A 26,018-nucleotide genomic window follows, 5' to 3' on the forward strand; every position below is an offset into this window, starting at 1 on the left:
AAACACAAACTTAAATTAAGGTAAAGGTAATTGAGTTTCATTTTATTCTCAATTACTGACAAAAATAACATTATTATGAAACCATCTCACATCGGATTGCTTGCTGGCGTAGTGGGTGCAGCAGCTATTGGAACATTTTTTGGGATTTTATATGCTCCAGACAAAGGAAAAAATACTCGTAGTCGTCTCAATTATCGTCTTTATCGTACTCGTGATAGAGTAAACTCTCTTTTAGATAAAATAAATTCTACTAATGAAAGTGTGTTTTCGAAAGATGCACAAGAAGAAGGCAAAAAGGTAATTGAAGAAGTAAGAGAACGCACAGAGGATTTACGTTCTGAAATTGATGCACTTATTTCTCAAATTCGTACTCAAAAGTAGGGTTAAAAGATATTTTACCATTAAAAAATACAAAATTTTATTTGTGCTTTAAATTTTATCTTAAGCAAAATAATTTGTAGTATCTTTGTAAAACTATTTGTTAATCAAAATTATTCCATCAAAAAATCAATCATATATGAAAATGAACAAAATTATCGGAACATTTCTTATTTTAGGAATGAGTAGTTTTTTTGTAGCTTGTTCTGGAGAAAAATCAAGTGAAGCAAGCACAGATGAAACAAATGCAAATGCAGAAATTACAAATACAATAACTGATGATGCTTCTACTGCAAATGTAACAGCAGAAACAACAACAGAAGTAGCTGCAAATTTGGCTGCTATTGAGTTTGAAGAAACTGTTCACGATTTTGGAAATATCAAAGAAGGAGAAGTAGTAGAACATATTTTTAAATTCAAAAATGTAGGAGAAACTCCTCTTATTCTTACAGGTGTTCAGCCTTCTTGTGGTTGTACGGCTTCCGATTTTACAAAAGACCCAGTTGCACCAGGTGAAGAAGGAACAATCTCTCTTAGCTTTAATTCTTCTGGCAAAGTAGGAGCGCAAAACAAAACAGCTACCGTAAAAGCAAACATTGAAGGTGGACAAACTACTATTTCTTTCAAAGGAAATGTAGAAGGTGCTGAAAGTAAAACAAGTGGTGCGCCTTACAAATAAAAATAATTGATTCAATTTTGTAATCAAATAAAAAAGCATATTCTATTTTTTTTAGAATATGCTTTTTTGTTGGACAAAATCTTTATGTCTGAATATTTGATTTTTTATTCCTTAATTTCTCCATTTCTAACCTCTTCAAAAAGCTGCATAATTTCTTGATTAGGTTCTTGTCCGTTATTCTGCTTTTTAAAAAAATCTACGAACAAATCACCAATGTTTCTTGAATAATCCATTTGAGTTTCAGAATTAGTATTTCTTCCCTTTACCTTTGGAATAATTGTTCCTACAATCCCTTTATGAGCAGCATATAAAAGCTGTGCATCAGCAGCAGAAAGAAAATTGTCTGTTTCGATAGTAAGTTCTATAAGAGATGGTTTTGTACTAGCTTGGTCTTCATTGAGCCATTCTATTGCTCTATCTACTTCTGAAAAAGTTTTTCGTTTGAGTTCTTTACAACCCGTTAGTTCTATTTTTTCATATTTTATTATTTCTTCTTCTTTTGCAGGTTTAGCGTCTAATAAAACCACATATTTTTTCTGAAAGGCTTCTGAAAAACTATATGCCAACAGACTACCACTATAAACCACAGGAAAAGGCTCTTTTTGAGTAGAATGATAACGATGTAAATGTCCTAAAGCGACATATTGAACAGTTTTAGGGAAATTTTCTGTATAAATGGGTTGTGCAGAACCTACCAAAATGGACTTTTCGTCATCAGATTCTTTTGGCTGTGGCTCGCCTTTTTGCATGACAAATAAATGTCCCATCAAGATATTGATTCCATCTTTATCAAGATAACTGTCAGCTTGTTGTTGCCAAAGATTTTGTAGAAAATCTCTTAATTCTTGCTCTTGATTATCTAAGCTAAAATATGTTTTCAAACGTAGTTCATTTGCATAAGGAGTAAGCAAAAGACGCAACGGACATTCCCATGAAGGCATCATCAATTCTAAAAAACCTTCTTCACTTCTCAAAATCTCTAATCCATTTTCTAGCTTTATTTTTGGAAGTTTATCATTTGGATAACCTAAAAGAAAAATTCCTAATTCACTTCCCCAAACACTAAAATTAGCAATATATTGAGCCGAATCGTGATTTCCTGCAATAGCAATCACAGGACGAGAACCATTCTTTGAAAGACGTTGAAGTGTTTTTAAAAATAACTGATTAGCATCATTAGAAGGCAAAGGAATATCAAATAAATCTCCTGCTATTAAAACTGCATCAACATTTTGAGCATCAGCAATCTGACAAAGCTCATCTAAAATGATTTTTTGTTCTTCCAAACGAGGAAAATCACCTAATTTTTTTCCTAAATGCCAATCTGCTGTGTGAAGAATTTTCATGTTTTTAGTGTTAATGCAGAAGTTATTTTATTTAAAGTAACTTTGATACTAGTATAATTTGAGCAATTTAGTGATAAAATAAACAAACTAATAATGCTTCTATTTCAATCATTTAAAGCCTTTTTATAGGTTTCTAAAACTCGTTCTCGTGCCATCTTATGTTCTACAATTGGTTTTGGATAATTTTTGGTGTCATATTCTTTTATCCAAGTGCGAATATATTTTTGATTTTTATCAAATTTTTTGAGTTGTGATTCAGGATTAAAAACACGGAAATAAGGTGCAGCATCTACACCACTTCCTGCAGCCCATTGCCAACCTCCATTATTCGAAGAAAGCTCATAATCTAATAATTTTCTAGCAAAATAAGCCTCTCCCCATCGCCAGTCAATAAGCAAATGTTTTGTCAGAAAACTAGCTACCACCATTCTGACACGATTGTGCATAAAACCTGTTTCATTGAGCTGTCGCATTCCTGCATCTACTAATGGATAACCTGTTTTTCCCTCACACCACTTTTCAAATTCAGTCTCATTATTTCGCCACGGAATTCTATCATATTTCGAACGAAAAGCTGTATCAACTACTTTTGGGTAATGATACAGAATAGTCATATAAAATTCTCTCCATATTAGTTCATTAAAATATTTTTCATTGGTTTGTTTGGCTAGTCGTGCTAGTTTTCGGATGCTAATTGTTCCGAAACGCAAATGTGGACTCAATCTACTTGTTCCTTCTTTTGCTGGAAAATCTCTTGTTTCTTCATAATTTTTGATTATATCTTTAGGAAAATCATCTGAGGGAATATGAGGATTTTTATTCTCTTCAAAGCCTACTTCTTTCAAAGTAGGAAAATCAAATACTTCTGAGGCATTTATTTTAAGGAAATTATCAAAATACTTTTCTGTGGGATAACTTTTGAGATAATAAGGTTTTAAAGCATCTTTCCATTTTTTACTATATGGTGTATAGACAACATAAGGAGTTCCATCATCTTTCAAAACTTCATTTTTTTCAAAAATAACTTGATCTTTAAAAGTCTTGAATTTAATGTTTTCCTCTGCTAAAAACTCATTTATGTTCTCATCTCTAATTTGTGCATAAGGTTCATAATCGTGATTGGTATAAACTTCTTTTATATCATAGACTTCGGTTAATTCTTTATAAATCTCTATGGGTTTTCCTATTTTTATGCACAACGAACTGCCTATTTTCTTACTTTCTAATTCTTCTTTTATCTTATCTAAATACCTAAAAATCATTGTCAGACGAGCATCATCTTTATCTTCTAACTGCTCCAAAATTTCTGTATCATAAATAAAAAGAGGCAAGACTTCAAATTCTGAGCGCAAGGCGTGATACAATCCTGCATTATCATCAAGACGTAAATCTCTACGAAACCAAAAGATAGAAATTTGTTTTTTACTAGGCATATAATTTTAAGAATAGTTTTTATTTTTTTTAATGTCTTGCTAACTCTTTATTTATTTTTATTGTTTTGAAAAAATGTGATGACAAAATCTTATTTTTCTTTCTAGAATAGAAAATACATTTTAACAAGAAAATTATGAAAAAAAATAGTAATTTATTGAGTTGAAAGTTTTAGGAAAAATGAATTGGAAATAAAAAAACTTGCTTTTTTTGTAAAAAATTCCTTTCTTACACTATAAAATTTACTTAACTATTATTAAAATAATTCTATTACAATGGCTAAAAAAGTAGCTATTCTAGGAGGTGGTGTTGCTGGAATGAGTGCAGCACATGAGCTTATTGAACGAGGCTTTGAAGTAGAAGTCTATGAAAAACAACCTCATTATGTAGGTGGAAAAGCTCGTAGTGTGGATTATTTTGGAGAAGAGCAAGACCCTTATTTAAAACCTCTTCCTGGTGAACATGGTTTTCGTTTTTTTCCTGGATTTTATCGCCATATTGTTGATACTATGCAAAGAACACCTTTCATAGATGCAGATGGAAAAAAACAAACTTGTTTTGATAATTTAGTTTTTTCAGAAACAGCTATGATGGCTAGTTTTGATAAACCTCCTTTGGTTACCCTTGTGAATTTCCCCAAATCTCTTAAAGACTTAAAAATAATTCTTCACGATTTTGTAGAAGCTCCACAAGTTACAGGACTTACACATCAAGATGCCGAATTTTTTGCTGAAAAATTATGGAGATTAGCTACAAGTTCCTATCAACGTCGAAAAAGTGATTACGAACGCATTTCTTGGTGGGAATATACAGATGCTGATAACCAAAGTGAAGCCTATCAAACTTATTTTGTAGGAGGACTTACACGTACTTTGGTAGCTGCTAAAGCAAAAGAAGTAAGTACAAAAACAGGTGGAGATATTCTACTGCAATTATTATTCTTGATGGGAAGCCCTAAGGCACATGCTGATAGAGTTTTGAATAAACCTACCAATGAAGCATGGCTTTATCCTTGGAGAGATTATTTGTTAGAAAAAGGAGTAAATTATTTTCATCATCACGAAGTAACTCATATTTCATGTGTAAATGGAAAAATAAATTCAGCTACTGTAAAAGATAAAGAAGGAAATGAAAAACAGGTTTTAGCAGATTATTTTATTTCTTGTGTTCCTGTTGAAAGAATGAATGAGCTTCTGACAGAAGAAATACTAGAGGCAGATCCTGTTTTAAAAGGTATCCAAAGTCTTACAAATGATGTTTCTTGGATGACAGGAATTCAATTTTATTTAAATAAAGACGTAAAACTTAATAAAGGACATACTATTTATACTGATTCGCCTTGGGCATTAACTTCTATTTCTCAACTTCAGTTTTGGACAAATTATACTATTGAAGACAGAGGTAATGGAAAGGTCAGAGGTGTTTTTTCAGTAGATATTTCAGATTGGTTTACAGAAGGTCTTAATGGTAAACAAGCAAGTCAATGTATTTCTAAAGATGAGGTAAAAGATGAAGTTTGGGCAGAACTCAAACGAAGTCTTAATGTAGACGGACAGGAAGTTTTGACGGATGACATGCTGGAAGATTATTATCTTGATAGAGATATTGGGTTTCAGAAAAATATGGCAACCACAAATGAAGAACCTTTACTTGTAAATAAGATAAATACTTGGATACTTCGCCCAGATGCTTACACCAATATTCCTAATTTTTTCTTAGCTTCGGATTATGTAAGAACAAATACTGACCTTGCAACTATGGAAGGAGCAAATGAAGCTGCACGAAGAGCAGTCAATGCAATTCTAAATTATGAAAATTATTCTGGCAAGTATTGTGAAATTTGGGATTTACACGAGCCAGATATTTTACACGTTTATCGTTGGTATGACCTTACTCGTTTTCGAAAAGGACTTCCTTGGAAAGTAGAAAAAGATGGAAAACTACCTTTTCCATACAATATTGTAAATTGGTTGAACATAGCTTGGGTAAGCTTTAAAGATATTTTGGGGATTTTATAAACAATTAATTTTATGAATGAGTGGTTTAATCTTGTCGATTATACTATATCTGAGCAAATTATTTTTGCTTTGGGTTGTGCTTTATGGTTTGTGGTATATGCAGTTACGATATACAACATATATAAAAATAAATTTTGTGAAATTCCTGCTTGGGTAGTATGTGCAAATATATCTTGGGAATTTTTAAAAAGTTTTATATTCCTTACAGATATGGGTAAATTTTATAATATTGCCTATGCTGGTTGGTTTTTCCTAGACCTTTACATTTTATATGGAGCTTACAGATATGGAGATAAGCTAGTGTTTACTCCAGCAGTCAAAAAATATTTTAAGTTGATTTTATCATTTAATTTTATTAGTTGGTTTGCTATTCTCTACTTTATGATGTACTTAAAATATGATGATATTGTAGGTGCATTATCAGCTTTTGTAATTAATATCGTAATATCAGTATTATATAACTATGTTATTTTAAATGTAGATAGTAAGTATCTAAATAATTTTTCTTACACAGTAGCTTGGACAAAAATGTTTGGAACTGCTTTCGTTGGTGTTTTTGCCGCTATACATTGGCAGGGAAATTATCTTTTGGTTTCACTAGGAGTTATTATTTTTATTCTTGATTTATGCTATACTTTATTACTATATAAGAAACGAAGAAAAAACAAATAATAAAAAATGAAATTACTAAATACAATACACCAATTATATATAAATTCTTGTTATCTAAATAGTAAAGTGGATAAAACTAGAGCAACTCTAGTTTTAAATAGTTATTTAGTTGTTGTATTATTTGCGTTTTCCTATACATTGATTAGTTTAATTATCAAGTTTGATGCTGGATTTTATATTACACTTGTATTGGGTTTCGCTTATTTAGTTGCTCCATTTGTCTTGAGAATGCCAGATAAAATAGGTTTGTTAGCTCATTTTTTTATGATAACGTCCTCTATAGCTACATGTATACTCATTTATTACTCTGGAGGATTATTTTCTGCTGTAACTCCATGGTTGGCTATTACTCCTGTGATGGCTCTGTTATTATTAGATAAAAAGTCTGCTTGGTTTTGGACAGTAATCATGATTTTAGTTGTATATGCTTTTGCAATTCCTCAATATCAAGGTCATCAATTCGATATTGCTTTTAATAAAGATTGGATTATACCTTTTGATGCTATGGCTCTTTCTGGATTTGTATTGGTAATATTCTTATGCAACTTAATTTTTGAAACTGGAAAAAATCAAGCCATGAGAATAGTAGAAGAAAAAAATCTACAACTCACAGAACAACAAGATGAGATAGCAGCAAGTAATGAAGAGTTATTTCAACAAAAAGAAGAGCTTGCAACTATTCTTGAAGTAGTACGAGATAAAAACAGACTTATAGAAAAGCAAAATACAGAAGTAAGGTCAAGTATTTTGTATGCTAGTCGTATTCAAAATGCACTTTTACCCATCGATAAAAAAATTAAAGGTTATTTTAAGGATGAGTTTTTTATACTTAACAAACCACGTGATATAGTATCAGGCGATTTTTATTGGTTTGAAAAATTAGAAGACTGTGCTATCATTGTAACAGCAGACTGTACTGGACACGGAGTGCCAGGGGCATTTATGTCTATGCTTGGTGTTACAGGACTTAATTCTATTGTTTTTCAGGAAGGCATTTTCAGAGCTGACAAAATTCTCAACCATTTACACGATTATATCTTTAAATCGCTACAACAAGAAGAAGGAAAAAGCTCTGATGGAATGGATGTAAGTGTTTTGGTTATCTATGATTCTATTCCAATTGCTGAATTTGCAGGAGCTATGAATTCTATTTATTTTATTCAAGATAATGAGTTGATAGAACTGAAAGCTGACAAAAAACCAATAGGTAGTAATCATTATGGAAAAGACAGACAATATTCCAAACAAATAATTGATATTTCAAAACCAACAGTGTTTTACACAGGCTCAGATGGATATCAAGATCAATTTGGAGGAAAAGCAGGACGAAAGTTTATGAAGAAAAATCTTAAAAAAATAGCTTTAGAGCAGTATGCTCAACCTTTCTCAAAACAAAAAGAAATATTTACGTCTACTATTGAGAACTGGATGAAGGAAGGAGAAGAAAATCAGGTAGATGATATTTTATTGATGGGTTTTAAGGTGGATAGAAAAGGAATTAACTAAAAAATAAATGATAATATAGGTTTTGGCAAAATGATTTTTTATTTTTATCAAAATCTTATTCTTTAGCCCTTTCTTGATTACTTTTAATGAATTATTCTAGTACAAACGGAGATGCACAGGTCGGTTCACTAAGTGAAGCCTTATTCCAAACTTTTAGCTCAAATGGAGGTCTTTTGATGCCTGAAACAATAAATCTTTTACCAAAAGAATTTTTATTGAATCTTCATACTTTTTCTTTTAAAGAGATTTGTTTGAAAATCTGTTTGAATTTATTTGGAAATGAAATCCCTGAACAAGATTTAGAAGAAATAATTGAAAAGACATTTGATTTTGAAATTCCATTAGTAGAAATTTATGAAAAAGAAGTGTATTCATTAGAGCTTTTTCATGGCAGCACCCTTTCTTTCAAAGATATAGGAATGCGTTTTATGGCAGAATTAATGAGTTATTTTCTAGCAAAAAACAAAGATAAAGAAGAAATAACTGTTTTAGTAGCCACAACAGGCGATACAGGAAGTGCAGCAGCAAGTGCATTTTTCGAAAAAGAAGGTATAAAACTTTGTATTCTTTATCCAAAAAACAAATTGAGTTTATTGCAAGAAAAACAACTCAATACATGGGGCAAAAATATTATAGCTTTGGAAATTGATGGAACTTTTGAAGATTGTCAAAGGCTTGTTAAAGAAGCCATTGCAAATAAAGAACTCAATAAAAAAATACAACTTACAACCGCTAATTCTTATAATATTGCTCGTCTTTTACCACAATGTGTATATTATTTTTGGGCTGTTGCTCAGTTGAAAGGCGAAAAACGAACAGCTATTTTTTCAGTCCCAAGTGGTAACTTTGGAAACATAACAGCAGGAATTATTGCAAAAAAAATGGGGCTTCGAATCAGTCGTTTTATTGCTGCAACGAATATAAATGATGTTGTTCCACAGTATTTACTCAATGGAAGTTTTGAACCTCGTCCTGCTGTTCGTACTATTTCTAGTTCGATGGATACAGGCAATCCAGTTAATTTTAGACGTTTACTGACTCTATACAATCATTCTTATACTCGCTTTTCGGCAGATATTGCAGGCTATAGACTAACTGACCGAAGAACAAAAAATACCCTCAAGGATCTTTATGAAGGTTATAATTATTTGGCAGATCCTCATTCTACAGTTGCTTATGCTGCACTCAAAAACTATCTTACACCAGAAAGTGAAGTAGGAATTTTTCTTGCTACAGCTCATCCAGCCAAGTACTATGAAGTAGTTAAACAAACCATTTTGGATGTCGAATTAGAAATGCCTCCTTTTTTGGAAGAAGTATTGAGGAAAGATAAAGAAGTTGTTTCTCTGTCTTCTAAATTTGATGATTTGAAAGAATTTCTAACAAAAAATTAAACTCTAATCAAACTATTGTTTTTCTTGTTTTGTAGGATAAAGTACAATTAAAAGAGTAATAATACCAATTAGAACAAGAAAAGCAATTTCTATATTGGTAAATAAATCTATTGTATTAAAGGCTCTGTTTACTCTAGCTAACTCTCTTTTTCCTTCATTAATTTGTATATCAGATAAATAGTTAAGGTTATTTCTGAGTCGTAATAACTTTGTTTCCATGGTATTTCTCCACTCTTTATCTTGCAAAATATCTTTATTATTTAAGGATTGGTTTTCTAATATTTCCACATCTTTAAAATTGTTATACAACCTTTCTAAGTAATGTGTTTCGTTTGAAGTAAGTTGAGTCTTTGAAAATTTATCAATTAAAGTATAAATAGAGTCGTTTATAGCAGCATTTTTTGTAGAATAAAAATTAGAATCTGAAAGTAAAAAAGCAATCCTTTTTTCTTGTGTAAGGTTAGAAATGTTATAAATCAAGTTTTTTACAATCAATCTATCTTTATACATGGTAGAAACAGAACCTCTGATGCCTTTAATATGGTCTCTATCTATTAGGTTAGTGGCTAAGACCAATAAAAAAATAAATAATATTCCAGTTATCCACATTATTTTCTTGACAGTATTTTTCATAATCAAACCTTTTTTTATGAGATGAACCTTTAGAAACTCATAACTCTACATTTACTAAAAAGTTTATAGTAATACTATCAATTATCATTTTGTTTCATTCAATTTTAAATAAACTAGAAACAACAACTCCTGTTATATTATTTTTTAATAAAAAAAACTTGCTAATTCATTCATTTTCAGTAATTTAGCGTTTGGGAATTAGAAAGATGACTTTCAAACTATTTTTGCAGCTAAAAATGATTCAAAACTTGTAAAAAAAATAGATAAACAACAGGATTTCTCTTGAAAATAATTTAATTCAAGAAGTGACCTTACTATAAAATCAAATTTTTAATAGAATTTTACTTGCTAAATACAAATTACAAAAGTACCTTTGCACTCCCAAAAGGATTGACAACAATCTGACAATGAAGTGATTAGTTTTGGTATATTATCAAATAAAAGTTAATTTATTAAACTATAACCTCAAAAAAGATAAAAAAATAATAGTCAAAAATGGACTGTGAAATAGAATTTTAAAATTAGAATATACGCAGAAATCTTATTACATGATTTTATATTCTGAGTTTGATATTTTTTACAATAGTTTGTTTGGTTATATATAGATTTTTCTTACTTATTTGATTTTGCTATTTTATCCTTATTTGGAACACAAACAACTAAATATCAATTGAATATAATTGGGAAAGTGTTTATACAAATAGTTTAGTTAGTAAGCTATTTTACTAAATATTTTACCAAATTCTATATAAAAATTAGAGTTAGATAGAATATTCTATCTATTATTTTGATTTTTGTTATCATACTTATTGAATTTTATTTTTGATAAACTGGTTTTGATACATCAAACTCAGCATCAATTTTATTTAAAATTCATTCTTTTAACCTAAAAAAAACAACCACAGTGACTAAAGCAGATCTTATTGCAGAAATTGCTAACCGCACCGAAAAAGATAAATTCGACGTTCAAAATATCGTAGAAGAATTTTTTAATGTAGTAAAAGACAACATGGCAGAGGGAGAGAACATTTATGTTCGTGGATTCGGAAGTTTTGTCAATAAAAAAAGAGCTAGAAAAGTAGCTCGTGATATTGCAGCCAAAAAACCAATGGTTATCGAACCTCACTTTGTTCCTAGTTTCAAACCAGCCAAAACATTTGTAGAAGCTGTAAAAACTAGCGAAAAACTACTTGCAGAAGTAGAATTAGAAGAATCTGATAGAAGAATGAAAGCAACAGCTTAAATTGCAATTATGAATTATAAATGGTAAATTATGAAATTTCATTAAGTCATAGTTTAATATTGAAGTATATTTTTTAATAAAACCTATTTTAATAAAAATATATTTAATGTATTGTCTTCATAATTTACCATTCATCATTAATCATTTACCATTGTTTTCAAGTTATGCAAATCAAACAGTATTCACTTATCGCAGCAGGAGTTGGACTAACAGCTCTTTTGGCTTTTTTACCCAAAGGGGTTGTAAAAAATGATTCTGATACTTCTGCAAATCGTGATAAAGGTGTTGTTTCGGCTTCTTCTTCTCTCAATCAAGAATTTAGTCAGGAAAATACTATTCCTGATGGACATAGTGAAGACGACGGACATGACCATAGTAATTCAGAATCAAATGAAGAAACTCAAAATGCTACTGCACAGCACATGATGACTGTTTCAGAAGAAGATAAAGAATTATTAAACTCAGCTCGTACTCTTTATTTTGAAGTTTCTAATACGAAAAATGTAAGTCATAACGATAAACATCAAGCCTTAGAGAACTTTATTGAAAATCTCAAAAAAATTAGTTTATTTGATAGTGCTGCCTATTATTTGGCTATTGAAGCAGAAGAAAATCCAACTTTGGGGCATAATCTTGCTGCTGCTGATGCCTATTATGAAGCCTCTGTTTTTGCTATTGATCCAACAAAAGCAAGTGCAGCCTCTGAAAAAGCAAGGAAGTATTATGAGTTAGTTTTGAAGGAAAATCCAAAAAATACAGATGCAAAGGCACAACTTGCAATGACCTATGTAACAACTCCTAATCCGATGAAGGGAATTGCAATGCTTAGAGAAATTGTAGAGCAAGACCCAAATCATACCAAGGCGATTGAGAATTTAGGATTACTTTCTGTACAGTCTGGGCAGTATGACAAAGCTGTTACTCGTTTTGAGAGATTAGTAGAACTCAAGTCCGATGATGTCTCGGCTCATTTGTATTTGGGAGTAAGCTACAAAGAAACAGGAGCAAAAGAAAAAGCTAGAAAACAATTAGAGTTTGTCTTTGATAATGCAACTGACCCAGCTTTGAAAGAAGCAGCTAAAGAGTATTTAAAAGGACTCTAAACGTGAAATAAACTGACAAATTGTGTAAAACTTACTATTTTTTTATTAATTGTATGATTTTTGCACTATTTATGGTATATTTGCCAAAATTAGGTGTAGAGTAATTAAAATCAATTAAAATTGGTTTCCTTACAATTTTTGAGTATATTTTGTTTCAAATTTTTACTCAAAAAAAGCCTTTTGTGATTTAGATTTCAATTCTTTTGAAAAACGGCAAAATTCACTAAATCAACCTTATACTTTATTTGACTTATATAATAAATTGGATTGTGTTTTTTCTAATACAGTCATTTATTAGTAATTATATTTCAAAATCATTTTTATAAAATTTTAATCATTTAAATCAAAACATTATGCCTTGCGGAAAAAAACGTAAAAGACACAAGATTGCTACTCACAAACGTAAAAAACGTCTTCGTAAAAATCGTCATAAGAAAAAATAATTGACACTCTTTACAAAAGCAGACACTTTAATAAACAGATTCTATCTGTTTCTGAAAGTTTCTGCTTTTGGTATTGAAAAGCGTTTGTGGCAAAATGTAGCAAACACTTTCTGATGTATTTTTGAGATAGATTATTAAACTCTTATCAATACTATTTAAGACAAGCAAAACAACTGTATTGGATTGTCTGCTACAAAATTTGCATTCTTTATGCCTAGCCATAAACGAAGCAAAGAATCTTCCTAACCGAGTTAAAGCGCAGGTTAGTTTAGATAAATTATTCAACTAATCGAATTACGAATGTGAGTAACGAATTAGTAATTAATGCCACTCCTGAAGGAGGGCGAATTGCGCTTTTGCAAGATAGAAACTTAGTAGAGTTTCATCACGATGAGGGAAATCATCAGTTTTCAGTAGGAGATATGTATTTAGGAACAGTAAGACGTATTGTTCCAGGCATGAATGCAGCTTTCATAGACATTGGATATGAAAAAGATGCGTTTTTGCATTATTTGGATTTAGGTCCAAATGTAAGTTCTTTGATAAAATATACGAAGCAAGTACGTAGTAATAATCCAAAAAACGGACAGCAAGACTACAAGTTTACCAACTTCCAGCTTGAAAAGCCAATAGATAAACTCGGTAAAATGGGTGATGTTTTGAAGCCAAATCAGCTTGTTTTGGTACAAGTAGTTAAAGAACCAATTTCAACAAAAGGACCTCGTTTGTCGTGTCAGCTTTCATTAGCTGGTAGATATTTGGTGTTAGTTCCTTTTGATGAACGTGTTCTTATTTCTCGTAAAATTACTAGCAAAACCGAACGCCGTCGTCTTCAACGTCTTATAGATTCTATCAAACCAGAAGGTTTTGGAGTAATTGTACGGACAGTTGCAGAAGGAAAAGATGTAGCAGAACTCGACAGAGACATGAGTACACTTTCTGATAAATGGCGTGGAGGAATGGCAAATCTTGCTAAGGCAAAGCCTAGAGATAAAGTAATTGGAGAAATTAGCAAAGCAACTTCTATGCTCAGAGACCTCTTAAATGAGAGTTTTGATAGCATTACAGTAGATGACGCAAGTACATTTGATACTATAAAGGAATATATTCATAAAATTGCCCCTGATAAAGAACGCATCGTAAAGATGTATAACGGAAGAGGCAAAATTTTTGAAACCTTTGGTATCGAAAGACAACTCAAATTGCTATTTGGAAAAACAGTAAGTTTGCCAAGTGGTGGATATTTGGTTATCGAACATACAGAAGCTCTGCACGTTGTAGATGTAAATAGTGGTAACAAATCGTCCTCAGAAAACGACCAAGAAACTACTGCACTTAAAGTCAATATGGAGGCTGGAGCAGAGGTTGCACGTCAGTTGCAACTTCGTGATATGGGAGGAATTATTGTGATTGACTTTATAGATATGCGAAAATTAGAGAATCGTCGTGCCTTGTATGACCACATGAAAAAAGTCATGCAAACCGATCGTTCCAAATTTACTATTTTACCACTTTCTAAGTTTGGATTGATGCAAATTACACGTCAGCGTGTGCGTCCCGAACTAAACATTGCAACTAGAGAAATTTGTCCTTCGTGTAACGGAACAGGCAAAATTTCGGCATCTATTGGTGTAGCTGAAGCTATTACACACAAGCTAGACTATATCTTAGGCAAACAAAATGAGAAGAAAGTTACTATTGCTTTACATCCTTATTTATATGCTTTTTTTACAGCAGGATTTATTTCCGAACGTATGAAATGGTTTTTTAAATATTACAAATGGGTAACATTAGTAAAAGATTCTTCTTTAGCTCTCACACAGCATCATTTTTATAATGCCAATGGAGAAGAAATAGAAATGGGATAATCCCATTTTAACAGAAAACTTACAAAGTTGATTGAATAGTTGTATTAATTCTATTTATTCACTTTCATTTATATAAAAAAAGACATTTAATTGTCACCTACTTAGAGAACTACAAAAGACTTAACAAAAGAGAATATTTCCCTCTCCTTTTGTGCAAAAGCAAGAAAAACCTTAGCCAACGGAACGGCTAAGGTTTTTTTTTGATAAAATTTTCCTATCCTAATGTAGTGTTTTAGAGTAATCTATCATTTCTCATCCTTTTTTGTTTTTTTTAATTTAAATAAAAATGTATTATTTTAATATTAAATATGAATTTTAAAAATTGTTACAAATCATTTTTCAAAATGGTAAAAATGATTGATGCTATTTATACCCCCCAATTGTGTAAAAAATACAGTTAATTATTGCTATAATTATAATTTATTTAAATACTACTTTTTTGAAATTTAGGGTGGGGAATGAGAGCTACAAATTAAAATATTCAGTTTTTGATATTAATTTTTATAAAAAGAACTTTAAAAAATGCTTTCTATTCTCCAAAAAACTGTAATTTGAAGACTTAATTTCATTTTTTACCCTTCATTTCTGTTTTTATGAAAAAAATACCTTTACTCTTTTCTACTTTAGTATTCTCTACGTTTCTATTTTCATCTTGTTCTATGGCTCAAAAAACAATATCTTCAGCGAAGAATGACTTTTCCATTCCTTTTGACACAAATAAAAATCAGACAGTTACTTATAAAGAGGGAATTGAATTTTTGAATGAATTATCAGCTGCTTATCCTCAATTTTTGCAAGTCAATGCGTTTGGAATGACTGATAGTGGTGAACCTTTGCACGAAATTATTTTTGAGGTAAATGGAAAATTTAGTCCACTTTCAGAAGCAGAGAAATCAACTAAGTTTGTTGTTTTTATAAATAATGGAATTCATCCAGGAGAATCAGATGGAATTGATGCAACTCTACTACTTTTGAGAGATTTGTGTACAAAAGAAGAAGTTAGAAATCAGTATAAGAATATCGTTTTGGTAGCTATTCCATTTTATAATGTGAGTGGTGCATTAACAAGAAACTCAACAACAAGAGCCAATCAAAATGGAGCAGAAGAATATGGTTTTCGTGGCAATGTCAAAAATTTAGACTTAAATCGTGATTTTGTAAAATGTGATTCCAAAAATGCAGAGAGTTTTACCAAAATGTTTCAAAAGTGGCAGCCTTTAGTTTATCTTGAAAATCATGTTTCGAATGGGGCAGATTATCAATATACAATGACACACTTAGCCACTCAAGCTGATAAATTAGGAGGAAAAATGGGAGAGTTTTTGAATAAAAATTTCACCCCAGCTTTAGAAAAAGCGATGATTAGTCGTAATGAAGAAATGACTCCGTATGTAAATGTTTTTGGTTATGACCCTATAAATGGGTGGGAAGGTTTTATGGATTCACCTCGTTATTCGACTGGCTATGCAGCTCTTTTTCAAACCTTTTCAATGCTGACCGAAACGCACATGTTGAAGCCTTACAACAAACGAGTAAAAGCAACTTCTATTTTTATGGAAGAACTTTTAAAATACGTTCAAACTAATGGAACAGAACTTCAAAAAATAAAGGCAGAAGACCAAAAAGAAGTCAAAACGCAGAAAGAATTTGTTTTAAATTGGGAATTGGACAAAGAAAGACATCGAATATTAAATTTTAAAGGCTATGAATCTTCAACAGAAAAAAGTAAAGTTTCAGGTTTGGATAGAATGAAATACGATACTTCAAAACCTTATGAGAAAGAAGTAAACTATTATGATGCTTTTAAACCCTCTTTAAAAATTGATGTACCGAAGGGATATTTGATTCCACTTGCTTATACCGAAGTTTTGGAGCGTTTGAAATGGAATGAAGTAGAAATAGATACTTTAATCAACGAGCAGCACAAAGACCATAAAGTAGGTGTTTATTCTATCAAAGAATATAAAACCTCTCAATCAGCTTATGAAAGTCATTATGTGCATTATGATGTTGAGCTTTCGAAAGAGATAATGACATTTGGAGAAGCTCTACGCTATCCAGAACAAAAATATGTCTTGGTCAAAATGAATCAAGCAGCTAATCGATATATTTTCGAAATGTTAGAGCCACAAGGGAAAGATTCATTTTTTGCATGGAATTTCTTTGATGGAATCTTGCAGCAAAAAGAACATTTTTCGCCTTATGTTTTTGAAGATATTGCAGCTCAAATTTTGGAAGAAAATCCTGCCCTGAGAAAAGAGCTAGAAGATAAAAAAGCAAACGATGAAGAGTTGGCAAAAAGTGCATATTTGCAATTAGAGTTTATTTATCAACATTCTATACATTATGAAAAAACACATTTAAAATACCCTATCTTTAGAATAGGAGGATAATTTTTGATTTTTATCTAATTTTCTAGCACACAGATAAAGCATTCTGTGTGCTAGTTTTGATTTGTAGCCTTTATTATTTTTCTAATTGATAATGTTGCACCAAAAAATCTTCTGAGAAACCTATTCTTTGGTACATTTTTTTTGCCATTGAGGAGGCTTGCAAAGTTGCCAAATCCATTCCTAAACGAATAGATTCATTAAGAACTTGAGACATAATTTGATTTGCAAATCCTTTTCCTCTCTTAGTAGGCAATATTCCTAAACTGTGTATTCCAACTACCTTTTCTGTAAAATGTAATAACACTGTGCCTACCAACTCGTCTTGAGAGTAAACAGTAAAATAATTTATTTTGTGATAGGTTTTGTTAATAGTTTTCTCGCTTATAAGATAACCAAAACATTGCTCAAATGTGGTAGACCAAGTTTTTGCATCTACAGAATTAGTTACTTTTTTCAATATCAATGGTGTTAATACTTCAAATAAATCATTGAGGTATAAATTCATTCCATACTGAACTCCTCTTTTTATAAAACCATTCCTTGTAATCAAATCATTGTTCTTATCTCCATTTGTATCAAAATAAGAAAATATAAGCATTGATGAGTTAAGATTTATCAACTCTGATATTTTAGATAAATCTTCTGATTTAAGTTCAGCGTCATTATTTAACCAAATTTTATTGGGCCATTGAGAATTTTGGATATAACCATAACTAATGTTATGCTGAACATCATAGGTTTTAAAAATACTGCTTGTTGTTGTCCAAAGAGAAGTTAGGTTAGTGATATTTGCTTGTATTGTATTCATTATTATTTGTCGTTAATTAAAACAATTCCAGTTATTATCACTAAAATGCCTATTATTCTTTTGGTTGTGATAGGTTCTAATGGTAGATTGAGCCACCCAAAATGCCCAGCAAGTAAAGAGAAAAGAAGTTGTCCACAAAGTCCAGCAACAATCATTTTAGAAACACCTAATCTAGGAATTGTATAAAAATACAAGGAAATCCCAACGAAGCTAAAAAGTCCACCAATAAACCATAAATACCAAGGTATTTGATAAATTAGATTAAATGTTATCCTATCTTTTGTCATAGAAAAAATAAATAGACTTCCAAAAAAAGCACTACTTATTGAGGTAGCAATCACAGCTAAAACAGGTTGCTTTAATAAACTGCCTAGTTGAGAATTGAAACCAGCTTGAATGGCTAAAAAAACACCACCTGTAAAGGCTAATAGATATAAGAGTAATAATTTCATATCCCAAAATTAAGCGATAGATTTATGCTTTGCCTTTACATAGGTTGAGAGGAAATTATTTTTTTAACTCATTTCGAATACGACTGAGTTGTGTGGGAGTAATTCCAAGATTTGAGGCTATATAATGAAGAGGAACTCTTTTTTCAATATTGGGATGTTGTTCCAAAAACTCTAAATACCTTGTTTTGGCATCTTTTGTTATTATATCAATTTCACGTTTTTCTTTATCTATTACCCAGTTTTTTTCAAGATATGCAATGTAAAAGTTTTTTAGGTCAATATCTTTTGCTATCAATTTTCTATATTCATTATAATCAAAGCTAATTACTGTACAATTCTCAATTGCTTCTAAGCTAAATTCAGAAGGTTTATTGGTGAGCATTGATACTGTCGAACCCACAAAATTTCCCTCTAAAAAGATGTTTTTATGATAGGCTTTTCCGTCTTCGCAAATAAAATAAGCTATAATACTTCCACTGTACAACAGATAAAGTGTTTTGGCTGTTTGTCCAATAGTAAGCAAAAAATCTTTTTTATGTATATATTCAATATTTGCATTAGACTCAAGTAATGCAATAGATTCATCACTTGCAGGATAATACTGCAAAATAAATTTTTTCAAAAATTGGAAATGTTCGTCTGTTAACTTCATAGTTATTGAATCATAATTTTTGCAAAATAAATTAATTTTACCTTATGAAAATACCATTTATAATTTTATTCTTTGGATTAATTCTTAGTTCATCAAATCAAACGCACCCTGCTTCATTTAGTTATGACGATGAAAAATTTTACAAAGGACAAACTAAAACTTTGGATTTGATATATGGAACTGGAGAAACTTATCAAAAGAGAAGTATAGAAATAGTAGATAGTTTATATTTCTTTTTAAAGAAACATCAAGAATTGAAAATAGAGATTGCAGCTTATTCAATTTGTAGAGGGAGCGAAAGATATAATTTAGCACTTACTGAAAGAAGAGCTAGACAACTAAAACAGTTTTTAAGAGAAAAAGGAATAGATGAAAATAGACTTTTTGCAAAAGGGTATGGAAGATTTCTTTTTAAAGATTGCCAAGATTGCAATGAATGTAAAGAGGAAAAAGTTGAGATTACAAATGGTTTAGTAGAAGTTATACTCCTTTGAAAAAATAAAAAATAGGTTGGTAAAATAGTTTAATTAAAACATAGAATTATTCAGTTTTTATATAAAGGTTTTTCAAAAAAAAAACGTATATTGTTAAATCTATTTGTTTTAGAATTTAGGATTAAATTCTTCTAAGTAAATGTTTAAGCACCTCGTCTGCTAAAATTAATTTATCCCTTTTACTATTAAATGCCTGTATATTCTAGAAAATCGTATACTTTTAAATATTCTTTATTTGGTATAGCATTCGGCTTTTGTTTTCCTGTTTTTTCCTTACTCTTTGATACCTTATTTCTCAAAGGCTTGCCTTTTAGTGCTGAGAGTTTTGTAAGTATTCATCATCTAAATCCACTTCATTTTATAATAGATAGTGCGCCTATTTTTTTAGGAATAGCTTTTGGATTTGCAGGACGTAATCTTGATGAAGTAACTGAAGTAAGACAAGATGTAGAAACATATAATGAAGAATTATTACAACAAAATCAAATTGTTACACAGTATTCGCACGAGCTACAAGCGCAAAGTGATAAAATAAAAGACCAACGTGTACAAGTAGAAAAACTTTTTTCTGATATACAAGCAAGTGTTCGTACTGCTGAAAGGTTGCAACTTGCTCTTCTTCCAGACCTCTCAAACTTGCAAGCTGCTTTTGATGAAGTATTTATTTTCTATAAGGCAAAAGATATTATTAGTGGTGATTTTTATTGGTTCAGAAGTGTTACTCTAGAAAACAAAGAGTATAAAATAATAATTGCAGCAGATTGTACAGGGCACGGCGTACCAGGAGCAATCATGACAATTGTAGGTTACTTTTTGTTAGAAAGAATAATAGAAAAAGAAAAAATTGTAATGCCTAACGAAATTTTAGAAGCTCTTAATGAAGGCATTACAGAAGCATTTACATCCTCTTCATCTTCAGATAGAAGTATAAAAGTAAGAGAAGGAATGGATGCATCTATTTTAGTTGTGAATGAATCAGATAAAAAATTATATTACGCAGGTGCAAATCGTCCTCTTTATTATAGAAGTCCTATGGATGAAACTATTCAAGTGATTAAAGGAAGTCGTGCTGCACTAGGAGGAGAGAGAAGAAAGAAAGAAAAAATATTTACACTCAATACTTTAGAATATCAAAAAGGGAGTCATTTTTACTTATTCTCTGATGGCTACCCTGATCAGTTTGGAGGAAAAAATGATAAAAAATTTGGAAGTAAACGTTTTCGTCAACTTCTAAACGAAAATCCTTCTGAATCAATGAGTCAAATACATAAAGAAATAAAATCTGCCTTTGAAACATGGAAATACCAAACTTCACAAACAGATGATGTAGTGGTGGTAGGAATTAAAATAAAGTAATAATGTGTATAAATCATACCTTATCTACAGAAATATATTTCGAAAGTAATAATTTATCCTAACTCTTCGTTTTATCTATTTACATTTTTTAAGACAGTAAATTTATTCCAATTGCCACACTTCTTTACTTGCTCTCGTCTTTCTAACAATTAGGTAAGTTTTTGTCTTCTTAGTCAAGAACTTCAATAATTTTACTAATTAATATGCCTTTTTGAAGGTTTTGAGAAAATAGAAAACTGAATTTGGTGAATCTTTTTGTAACTTGCGCCCCAAATTATAATGTCTTAAATCTGACTAAACTACAAGTAGTATAGTTTTGTTACAAAAGTAATCTGTAACTAGACATTTAAAAGTGGTTATAATAACCAAAAGGAAAGCAAAAAGGGAAGTTAAACTATGAAATCAGCTAAAAAAGAAAACACTTCAAAAAAGATAGAAAACTTTACAGCATTTGTTCCAATATCTTCTCGTACAAAAGAAGAAGTACAAGAATTATTGGATAAAAATCGTATGCCTTCTCACGTTGCTCTTATCATGGATGGAAACGGAAGATGGGCAAAACAAAGAGGTTTTTCTAGAATATTTGGACACAAAAATGCTGTCAAAGCAGTCAGAGAAGCAATAGAAGGCTGTGTGGAAATGGGCGTAAAATACCTAACTCTCTACACATTTTCTACTGAAAACTGGCAGCGTCCTGAAGATGAAATAAACGGATTGATGCAGCTTTTAGTTTCAACATTGCGAAGTGAAGTAAAAGAGTTGAGTGAAAAAGGTGTGAAATTGGGAGCAATAGGTGAACTAGAATCTCTTCCTAATAAATGCCAAATTCAGCTTGATGAATCTATTGCCAAAACAGCACACAATGATAGACTAGTTTTGACACTTGCTTTGAGTTATAGTGGACGTACAGAAATGAAAACGGCTATTCAAAAAATTGCTAAGAAAATAGAACAAGGAGAAATTAAATCAAGTCAAATAGATGAGGATTTAATTGCAAATCATCTTTATACAGCTTCTATTCCTGATCCAGAACTTCTTATTCGTACAAGTGGTGAGATGAGAATTAGTAATTTCTTACTTTGGCAACTTGCCTATTCTGAACTTGCTTTTCTAGATGTTCTTTGGCCTGATTTCAGAAAAATACATTTATTTGAAACGCTCCTCAGTTATCAAAATAGAGAAAGACGTTTCGGCAAGACAAGCGAACAATTCGAAGACAAATCAAACACATAAAAATAACACAATAAATAATAATAGTCAAATATCAAATTAGCTCTAAAAAATAAAAAGTTTGTAGTAACTACATTTATGAAAAAGCTACGCTATTCTACTCATTCACTATCTTCATACGACTTTATGTATTCATATAATTCATTGCATTCTATAAAAAATAAATACTCAATTAGTTTTGTTTTTTTTCTTCTTATCTCTTCTTTATTTTTGAACAGTTCTGTATCTGTTTTTGCTCAAACAACTCCTTTTAAAGGTTTGGGAGGATTTGAAACTACCTCTACAAAAGATTTTGATTATGCTAACCCAAAAGAATATACCATTGGAGGAATTAGTGTAAAAGGAGCTAGTTATCTTGACCCAAATGCACTTATTTCACTTACAGGGTTGCGTATTGGAGATAAAATAAAACTTCCAGGAGAAGATATTGGACTTGCTATTCGCAAACTTTGGAAACAAGGACTTTTAGGAGATGTTAGTATAGAAGTAGACAAAATTGAAGCTGAAAAAGTATTTTTAAAACTTATCTTAACAGAAAGACCTAGACTTTCTCGCTTTGAGTTTACAGGAATACCTAAAGGTCAAAAAAGCACATTAAAAGACAAAGTAACACTTGTTCGTGGACGTATTGTCAATAATGTTATTCTCAAAAATACAGAAGTAGCTATCAAACAACATTACATTCAAAAAGGATTTAGAAATGTAGAAGTTAATATTGTTCAGAAAAAAGATACTACTTTAGCAAACAGTGTTCGTTTAGAGATTGATGTAAACAAAGGCAAAAAAGTAAGAATACAAGACATTGAAATTGAAGGAAATGCAGCAATTACAGATAAAAAGCTCAAACGTAAACTCAAGAAAACAAAAGAATATTCACCTTTGAATATATTTAGGTCTTCCAAATTTATTCCTAGTGAATTCAAAAATGATAAGAAAAGCCTTATTGCTTATTATAATAAAGAAGGATATAGAGATGCTTATATTATTTCAGATACTGTCAAAACAGTAGAAGACGGAGTAAAAATAAAAATGACTGTCAATGAAGGAAATAAGTACCACTACAGAAACATTACTTGGTCAGGCAATTATATTCATTCTGATACTCTTTTAAATTCTGTTCTAGGTGTTCGTAAAGGAGATGTTTATAACCCAGAAGATTTACAAAAACGTATGTCTTATAATCCTACAGGTTTGGATATTACTTCTCTTTACATGGATGATGGTTATTTATTCTTCAATGTTCAACCAATTGAAGTTAGAGTAGATAATGATTCAATTGATATTGAAATGAGAATCTATGAAGGCGACCAAGCTACAATCAGCAAAGTAATTGTTACAGGAAACACTCGTACAAGAGATCATGTTATTCTGAGAGAAGTTTATACATTACCAGGTCAGAAATTTAGTCGTTCAGCACTTCTTCGTACACAACAACAACTTTCTCAGTTAGGCTATTTTGATGCAGAAACAATCGGAATCAACCCAATTCCAAATGTAGCCGACGGAACTGTAGATATTCATTATTCAGTAGAAGAAAAACCAAATGACCAAATCGAACTTTCTGGTGGTTGGGGAGGTGGAGCAATTGGCTTTATCGGAACACTAGGACTTACCTTTAACAACTTTTCTTCTAGTCGTTTATTAGACTTTAGTTCGTGGTCACCACTTCCACAAGGAGATGGACAACAAGTTTCTTTACGTTTTCAAGCAAGTGGACGTCAGTTTCAAACTTATTCATTCTCTTTTACAGAACCTTGGTTAGGAGGTAAAAAACCAAACTCATTCTCTGTTAGCTTACAACATTCAGTTCAGAATCAGATTAGTAGTCTTACTAGAGAAAGCACAGGTAACTTTCAAGTTTCAGGTATTACACTTGCATTAGGTCGTCGTTTAAGAGTTCCTGATAACTATTTTACACTTAGTAATTCATTGGCGTATCTGCGTTATGGTCTAAATAACTATACAAGAGCTAATTTTAGAAATATTACTGATGGTAGTTTTAATAGTATAGTTTTCAATACTACTCTGTCACGTTCAAGTGTAGATAGTCCAATTTATCCTCGTAATGGAGCAAGTATTTCACTTAGTGTAGGACTTACACCTCCTTTTTCTTCCTTTAGAAATATAAATTATGAAACAGCAGAAGATTCAGAAATTTTTAAATTTGTAGAATATCACAAATGGATGTTTGATAATTCGTGGTACACACCAATTGTGGGTGATTTGGTATTTAGTGCAAGGTCACACATGGGCTTTATTGGTTCATATAATAAAAAAGTTCCTATTAGTCCTTTCGAACGCTTTATTTTAGGTGGTTCTGGTTTAGGATTTGGTAACTTACTTTTAGGTTCTGATATTGTAGGACTGAGAGGTTATGAAGATAATTCAGTTGTTCCGAGTGATTCTAGAAGTGAAGGTGGTGTAGCTTATAATAAATTTGTAATGGAACTGCGTTATCCTGTTACTCTTAATCAAGCTGCTTCTATTTTTGTACTTGCTTTTGCAGAAGGTGGAAACAACTGGAGTAGCTTTAAGACTTTTCAACCTTTTGATTTGAAACGTTCGGCAGGAGTTGGCGCACGTATCTTTATGCCTGCTTTTGGTCTCTTAGGTATTGACTGGGCGTATGGTTTTGACCAAATACCTGGAAATCCAAATGCAAATGGAGCGCAATTCCACTTTACTATTGGACAAATGATTCGTTAAACAGTTACCAGTAATCAGTTACCAATTATCAGTAACCAGTCAATTTCTAATACAGAATTAATTACTTTTGGAATTGAATTATTAAATGAAAAAAAGAGCTTATGGAAAAAGGCAAGAGTTTGGTTTATGATAAGGCGTATCTTTTTGCTATTCGTATTGTAAAAGCATTTCAGTTTTTACAGAATGATAAGCGAGAATATAACTTATCAAATCAACTCGTTCGATGTGGAACTTCCATAGGTGCAAATATAGCAGAGGCAAACGGTGCAATTTCTGATAATGATTTTTCTGCAAAAATGAGTATTGCTTATAAAGAATGTTTAGAAACTAAATATTGGCTCAATCTTTTGAAAGATACAGGCTATATAGACATCAAAATATTCGAAAGTATGATAATCGATGCAGAAGAAATTTCTAAAATGCTATTTGCTATCTTAAAAACAACAAGAATCAATAAACAGTGACCAGTCAATTTCTAATGACTATAAACTAAAACAGTCAATTTATCTTAGTAATTGTTAAAATATACGTATTAACTGGTTACTATTAACTGATTACTGGTAACTGTAAAAAACTTGGCAATGATTTTGAATTTTATACTTATATATGATGAAAATCCCTTTTAAAAAAAATATCGCTTTTACTTTTTCTACTCTTTTTTTAGTAGGATTATTTGCTTTGAGTAGCTTTAATACAGCTTCTGCACAGCGTTTTGGTTTTATTGATTCTCAAAAAATATTAGAGCGTTTGCCCGAATATTCACAAGCCAATACAGAGCTTGAAGAAATGACAAAGCAATGGAAAGCCGAACTAGCCAAGAAAGAACAAGAAATATTGGATAGTCGCACAAAATTGGAAGCTGAAAGAGTGCTTCTGACAGAAGAAATGTATGTCGAAAAACAAAAAGAAGTTCAGAAAAAAGAAGGCGATTTGATTGCTTACCGAGAAAGTATCTTTGGTGCAAACGGAATGCTTTTTAAGAAAAGACGTGAACTTATTCGTCCAATTCAAGACAAAATAATGGAGGCTGTTCGTATTGTTTCCTTACAAAAGAAGCTTCATTTTATGTTTGATAAAGCAAGTGACTTACACATGCTTTTCTATGACGATACTTATAACTTTACTGATTTTGTCTTAGAAGAATTAGGAATACAAGACCCTAATATTTCTATTGATAAAGGATAAACAAGTAATTACAACAATAAAAATAAAT

22 protein-coding genes are annotated in these 26,018 nt (G+C 31.0%); 16 read left to right on the forward strand and 6 right to left on the reverse strand.

Going from position 1 to position 26,018, the window contains the following annotated elements:
• Positions 1-75: 75 nt before the first annotated feature.
• Both V9L05_RS08930 and V9L05_RS08935 read left to right on the forward strand, forming a co-directional pair.
• The gene (locus V9L05_RS08930) at positions 76-381 is read left to right on the forward strand and encodes a YtxH domain-containing protein (RefSeq protein WP_338793629.1); all 306 of its coding nucleotides are present in this window, start codon (positions 76-78) and stop codon (positions 379-381) included.
• Positions 382-517: 136 nt separating this feature from the next.
• Positions 518-1,057, forward strand: a complete 540-nt coding sequence (locus V9L05_RS08935) for a DUF1573 domain-containing protein (protein ID WP_338793628.1) — start codon at positions 518-520, stop codon at positions 1,055-1,057.
• 104 nt (positions 1,058-1,161) lie between these two features.
• Here the strand turns inward: V9L05_RS08935 and sbcD are convergent, their stop codons facing one another.
• Entirely contained in the window at positions 1,162-2,403 is a 1,242-nt protein-coding gene (gene sbcD, locus V9L05_RS08940) for an exonuclease subunit SbcD (RefSeq protein ID WP_338815200.1), read from the reverse strand.
• Positions 2,404-2,507: 104 nt separating this feature from the next.
• The gene (locus V9L05_RS08945) at positions 2,508-3,836 is read right to left on the reverse strand and encodes a deoxyribodipyrimidine photo-lyase (protein WP_338815201.1); all 1,329 of its coding nucleotides are present in this window, start codon (positions 3,834-3,836) and stop codon (positions 2,508-2,510) included.
• A gap of 273 nt (positions 3,837-4,109) precedes the next feature.
• On the opposite strand from V9L05_RS08945, the gene V9L05_RS08950 reads away from it, so the two are divergent.
• The 4 genes from V9L05_RS08950 (at position 4,110) to thrC (ending at position 9,424) form a co-directional block, all read left to right on the forward strand.
• Positions 4,110-5,852: an FAD-dependent oxidoreductase gene (locus tag V9L05_RS08950; protein WP_338815202.1), complete on the forward strand. Its 1,743-nt coding sequence runs from the start codon at positions 4,110-4,112 to the stop codon at positions 5,850-5,852.
• A gap of 12 nt (positions 5,853-5,864) precedes the next feature.
• Positions 5,865-6,524: a hypothetical protein gene (locus V9L05_RS08955; RefSeq protein ID WP_338815203.1), complete on the forward strand. Its 660-nt coding sequence runs from the start codon at positions 5,865-5,867 to the stop codon at positions 6,522-6,524.
• Between the two features lie 6 nt (positions 6,525-6,530).
• Entirely contained in the window at positions 6,531-8,030 is a 1,500-nt protein-coding gene (locus V9L05_RS08960; protein ID WP_338815204.1) for a SpoIIE family protein phosphatase, read from the forward strand.
• Positions 8,031-8,116: 86 nt separating this feature from the next.
• Positions 8,117-9,424 (forward strand): threonine synthase, encoded by a 1,308-nt coding sequence (gene thrC, locus V9L05_RS08965; RefSeq protein ID WP_338815205.1) that lies wholly within the window; start codon positions 8,117-8,119, stop codon positions 9,422-9,424.
• 12 nt (positions 9,425-9,436) lie between these two features.
• Here thrC and V9L05_RS08970 read toward each other — a convergent pair whose 3' ends face one another.
• Positions 9,437-10,057: a chemotaxis protein gene (locus V9L05_RS08970; RefSeq protein WP_338815206.1), complete on the reverse strand. Its 621-nt coding sequence runs from the start codon at positions 10,055-10,057 to the stop codon at positions 9,437-9,439.
• 904 nt (positions 10,058-10,961) lie between these two features.
• On the opposite strand from V9L05_RS08970, the gene V9L05_RS08975 reads away from it, so the two are divergent.
• The 4 genes from V9L05_RS08975 to V9L05_RS08990 all read left to right on the forward strand — a co-directional run bounded on the left by V9L05_RS08975 (position 10,962) and on the right by V9L05_RS08990 (position 17,107).
• Positions 10,962-11,300, forward strand: coding sequence for an HU family DNA-binding protein (locus tag V9L05_RS08975; RefSeq protein WP_338793620.1), 339 nt, complete (start codon positions 10,962-10,964; stop codon positions 11,298-11,300).
• Between the two features lie 164 nt (positions 11,301-11,464).
• Positions 11,465-12,403 (forward strand): tetratricopeptide repeat protein, encoded by a 939-nt coding sequence (locus tag V9L05_RS08980; protein WP_338815207.1) that lies wholly within the window; start codon positions 11,465-11,467, stop codon positions 12,401-12,403.
• A 745-nt stretch (positions 12,404-13,148) separates the two neighbouring features.
• Positions 13,149-14,714, forward strand: coding sequence for an Rne/Rng family ribonuclease (locus tag V9L05_RS08985; RefSeq protein ID WP_338793618.1), 1,566 nt, complete (start codon positions 13,149-13,151; stop codon positions 14,712-14,714).
• A gap of 593 nt (positions 14,715-15,307) precedes the next feature.
• Positions 15,308-17,107: a M14 family zinc carboxypeptidase gene (locus V9L05_RS08990; protein ID WP_338793611.1), complete on the forward strand. Its 1,800-nt coding sequence runs from the start codon at positions 15,308-15,310 to the stop codon at positions 17,105-17,107.
• Positions 17,108-17,180: 73 nt separating this feature from the next.
• Here the strand turns inward: V9L05_RS08990 and V9L05_RS08995 are convergent, their stop codons facing one another.
• The 3 genes from V9L05_RS08995 to V9L05_RS09005 are packed head-to-tail and all read right to left on the reverse strand — an operon-like array spanning position 17,181 to position 19,019.
• Positions 17,181-17,915, reverse strand: a complete 735-nt coding sequence (locus V9L05_RS08995; protein WP_338815208.1) for a GNAT family N-acetyltransferase — start codon at positions 17,913-17,915, stop codon at positions 17,181-17,183.
• Positions 17,916-17,917: 2 nt separating this feature from the next.
• Complete coding sequence (locus tag V9L05_RS09000; protein ID WP_338815209.1) at positions 17,918-18,367, reverse strand: DMT family transporter; 450 nt, start codon at positions 18,365-18,367, stop codon at positions 17,918-17,920.
• A gap of 55 nt (positions 18,368-18,422) precedes the next feature.
• Positions 18,423-19,019, reverse strand: a complete 597-nt coding sequence (locus tag V9L05_RS09005) for a Crp/Fnr family transcriptional regulator (RefSeq protein ID WP_338793608.1) — start codon at positions 19,017-19,019, stop codon at positions 18,423-18,425.
• 44 nt (positions 19,020-19,063) lie between these two features.
• Between V9L05_RS09005 and V9L05_RS09010 the strand changes: the two genes are divergently transcribed.
• The 6 genes from V9L05_RS09010 (at position 19,064) to V9L05_RS09035 (ending at position 25,990) form a co-directional block, all read left to right on the forward strand.
• Complete coding sequence (locus tag V9L05_RS09010) at positions 19,064-19,513, forward strand: OmpA family protein (RefSeq protein ID WP_338815210.1); 450 nt, start codon at positions 19,064-19,066, stop codon at positions 19,511-19,513.
• A gap of 189 nt (positions 19,514-19,702) precedes the next feature.
• Positions 19,703-20,869, forward strand: coding sequence for a SpoIIE family protein phosphatase (locus tag V9L05_RS09015; protein WP_338815211.1), 1,167 nt, complete (start codon positions 19,703-19,705; stop codon positions 20,867-20,869).
• 396 nt (positions 20,870-21,265) lie between these two features.
• Positions 21,266-22,102: an isoprenyl transferase gene (locus V9L05_RS09020; RefSeq protein WP_338815212.1), complete on the forward strand. Its 837-nt coding sequence runs from the start codon at positions 21,266-21,268 to the stop codon at positions 22,100-22,102.
• Positions 22,103-22,177: 75 nt separating this feature from the next.
• Positions 22,178-24,805 carry an outer membrane protein assembly factor BamA gene (gene bamA, locus V9L05_RS09025; RefSeq protein ID WP_338815213.1) on the forward strand — a complete coding sequence of 876 codons (2,628 nt, stop codon included), beginning with the start codon at positions 22,178-22,180 and terminating at the stop codon, positions 24,803-24,805.
• Positions 24,806-24,906: 101 nt separating this feature from the next.
• A complete protein-coding gene (locus V9L05_RS09030; RefSeq protein ID WP_338793603.1) occupies positions 24,907-25,269 on the forward strand; it encodes a four helix bundle protein in 363 nt (120 codons plus the stop codon).
• A 145-nt stretch (positions 25,270-25,414) separates the two neighbouring features.
• On the forward strand, positions 25,415-25,990 hold the full coding sequence (locus V9L05_RS09035) for an OmpH family outer membrane protein (RefSeq protein ID WP_338815214.1): 576 nt from the start codon (positions 25,415-25,417) through the stop codon (positions 25,988-25,990).
• Positions 25,991-26,018: the final 28 nt, after the last annotated feature.

The organism is Bernardetia sp. Wsw4-3y2, from assembly GCF_037126295.1.
Classification (GTDB): Bacteria; Bacteroidota; Bacteroidia; order Cytophagales; family Bernardetiaceae; genus Bernardetia.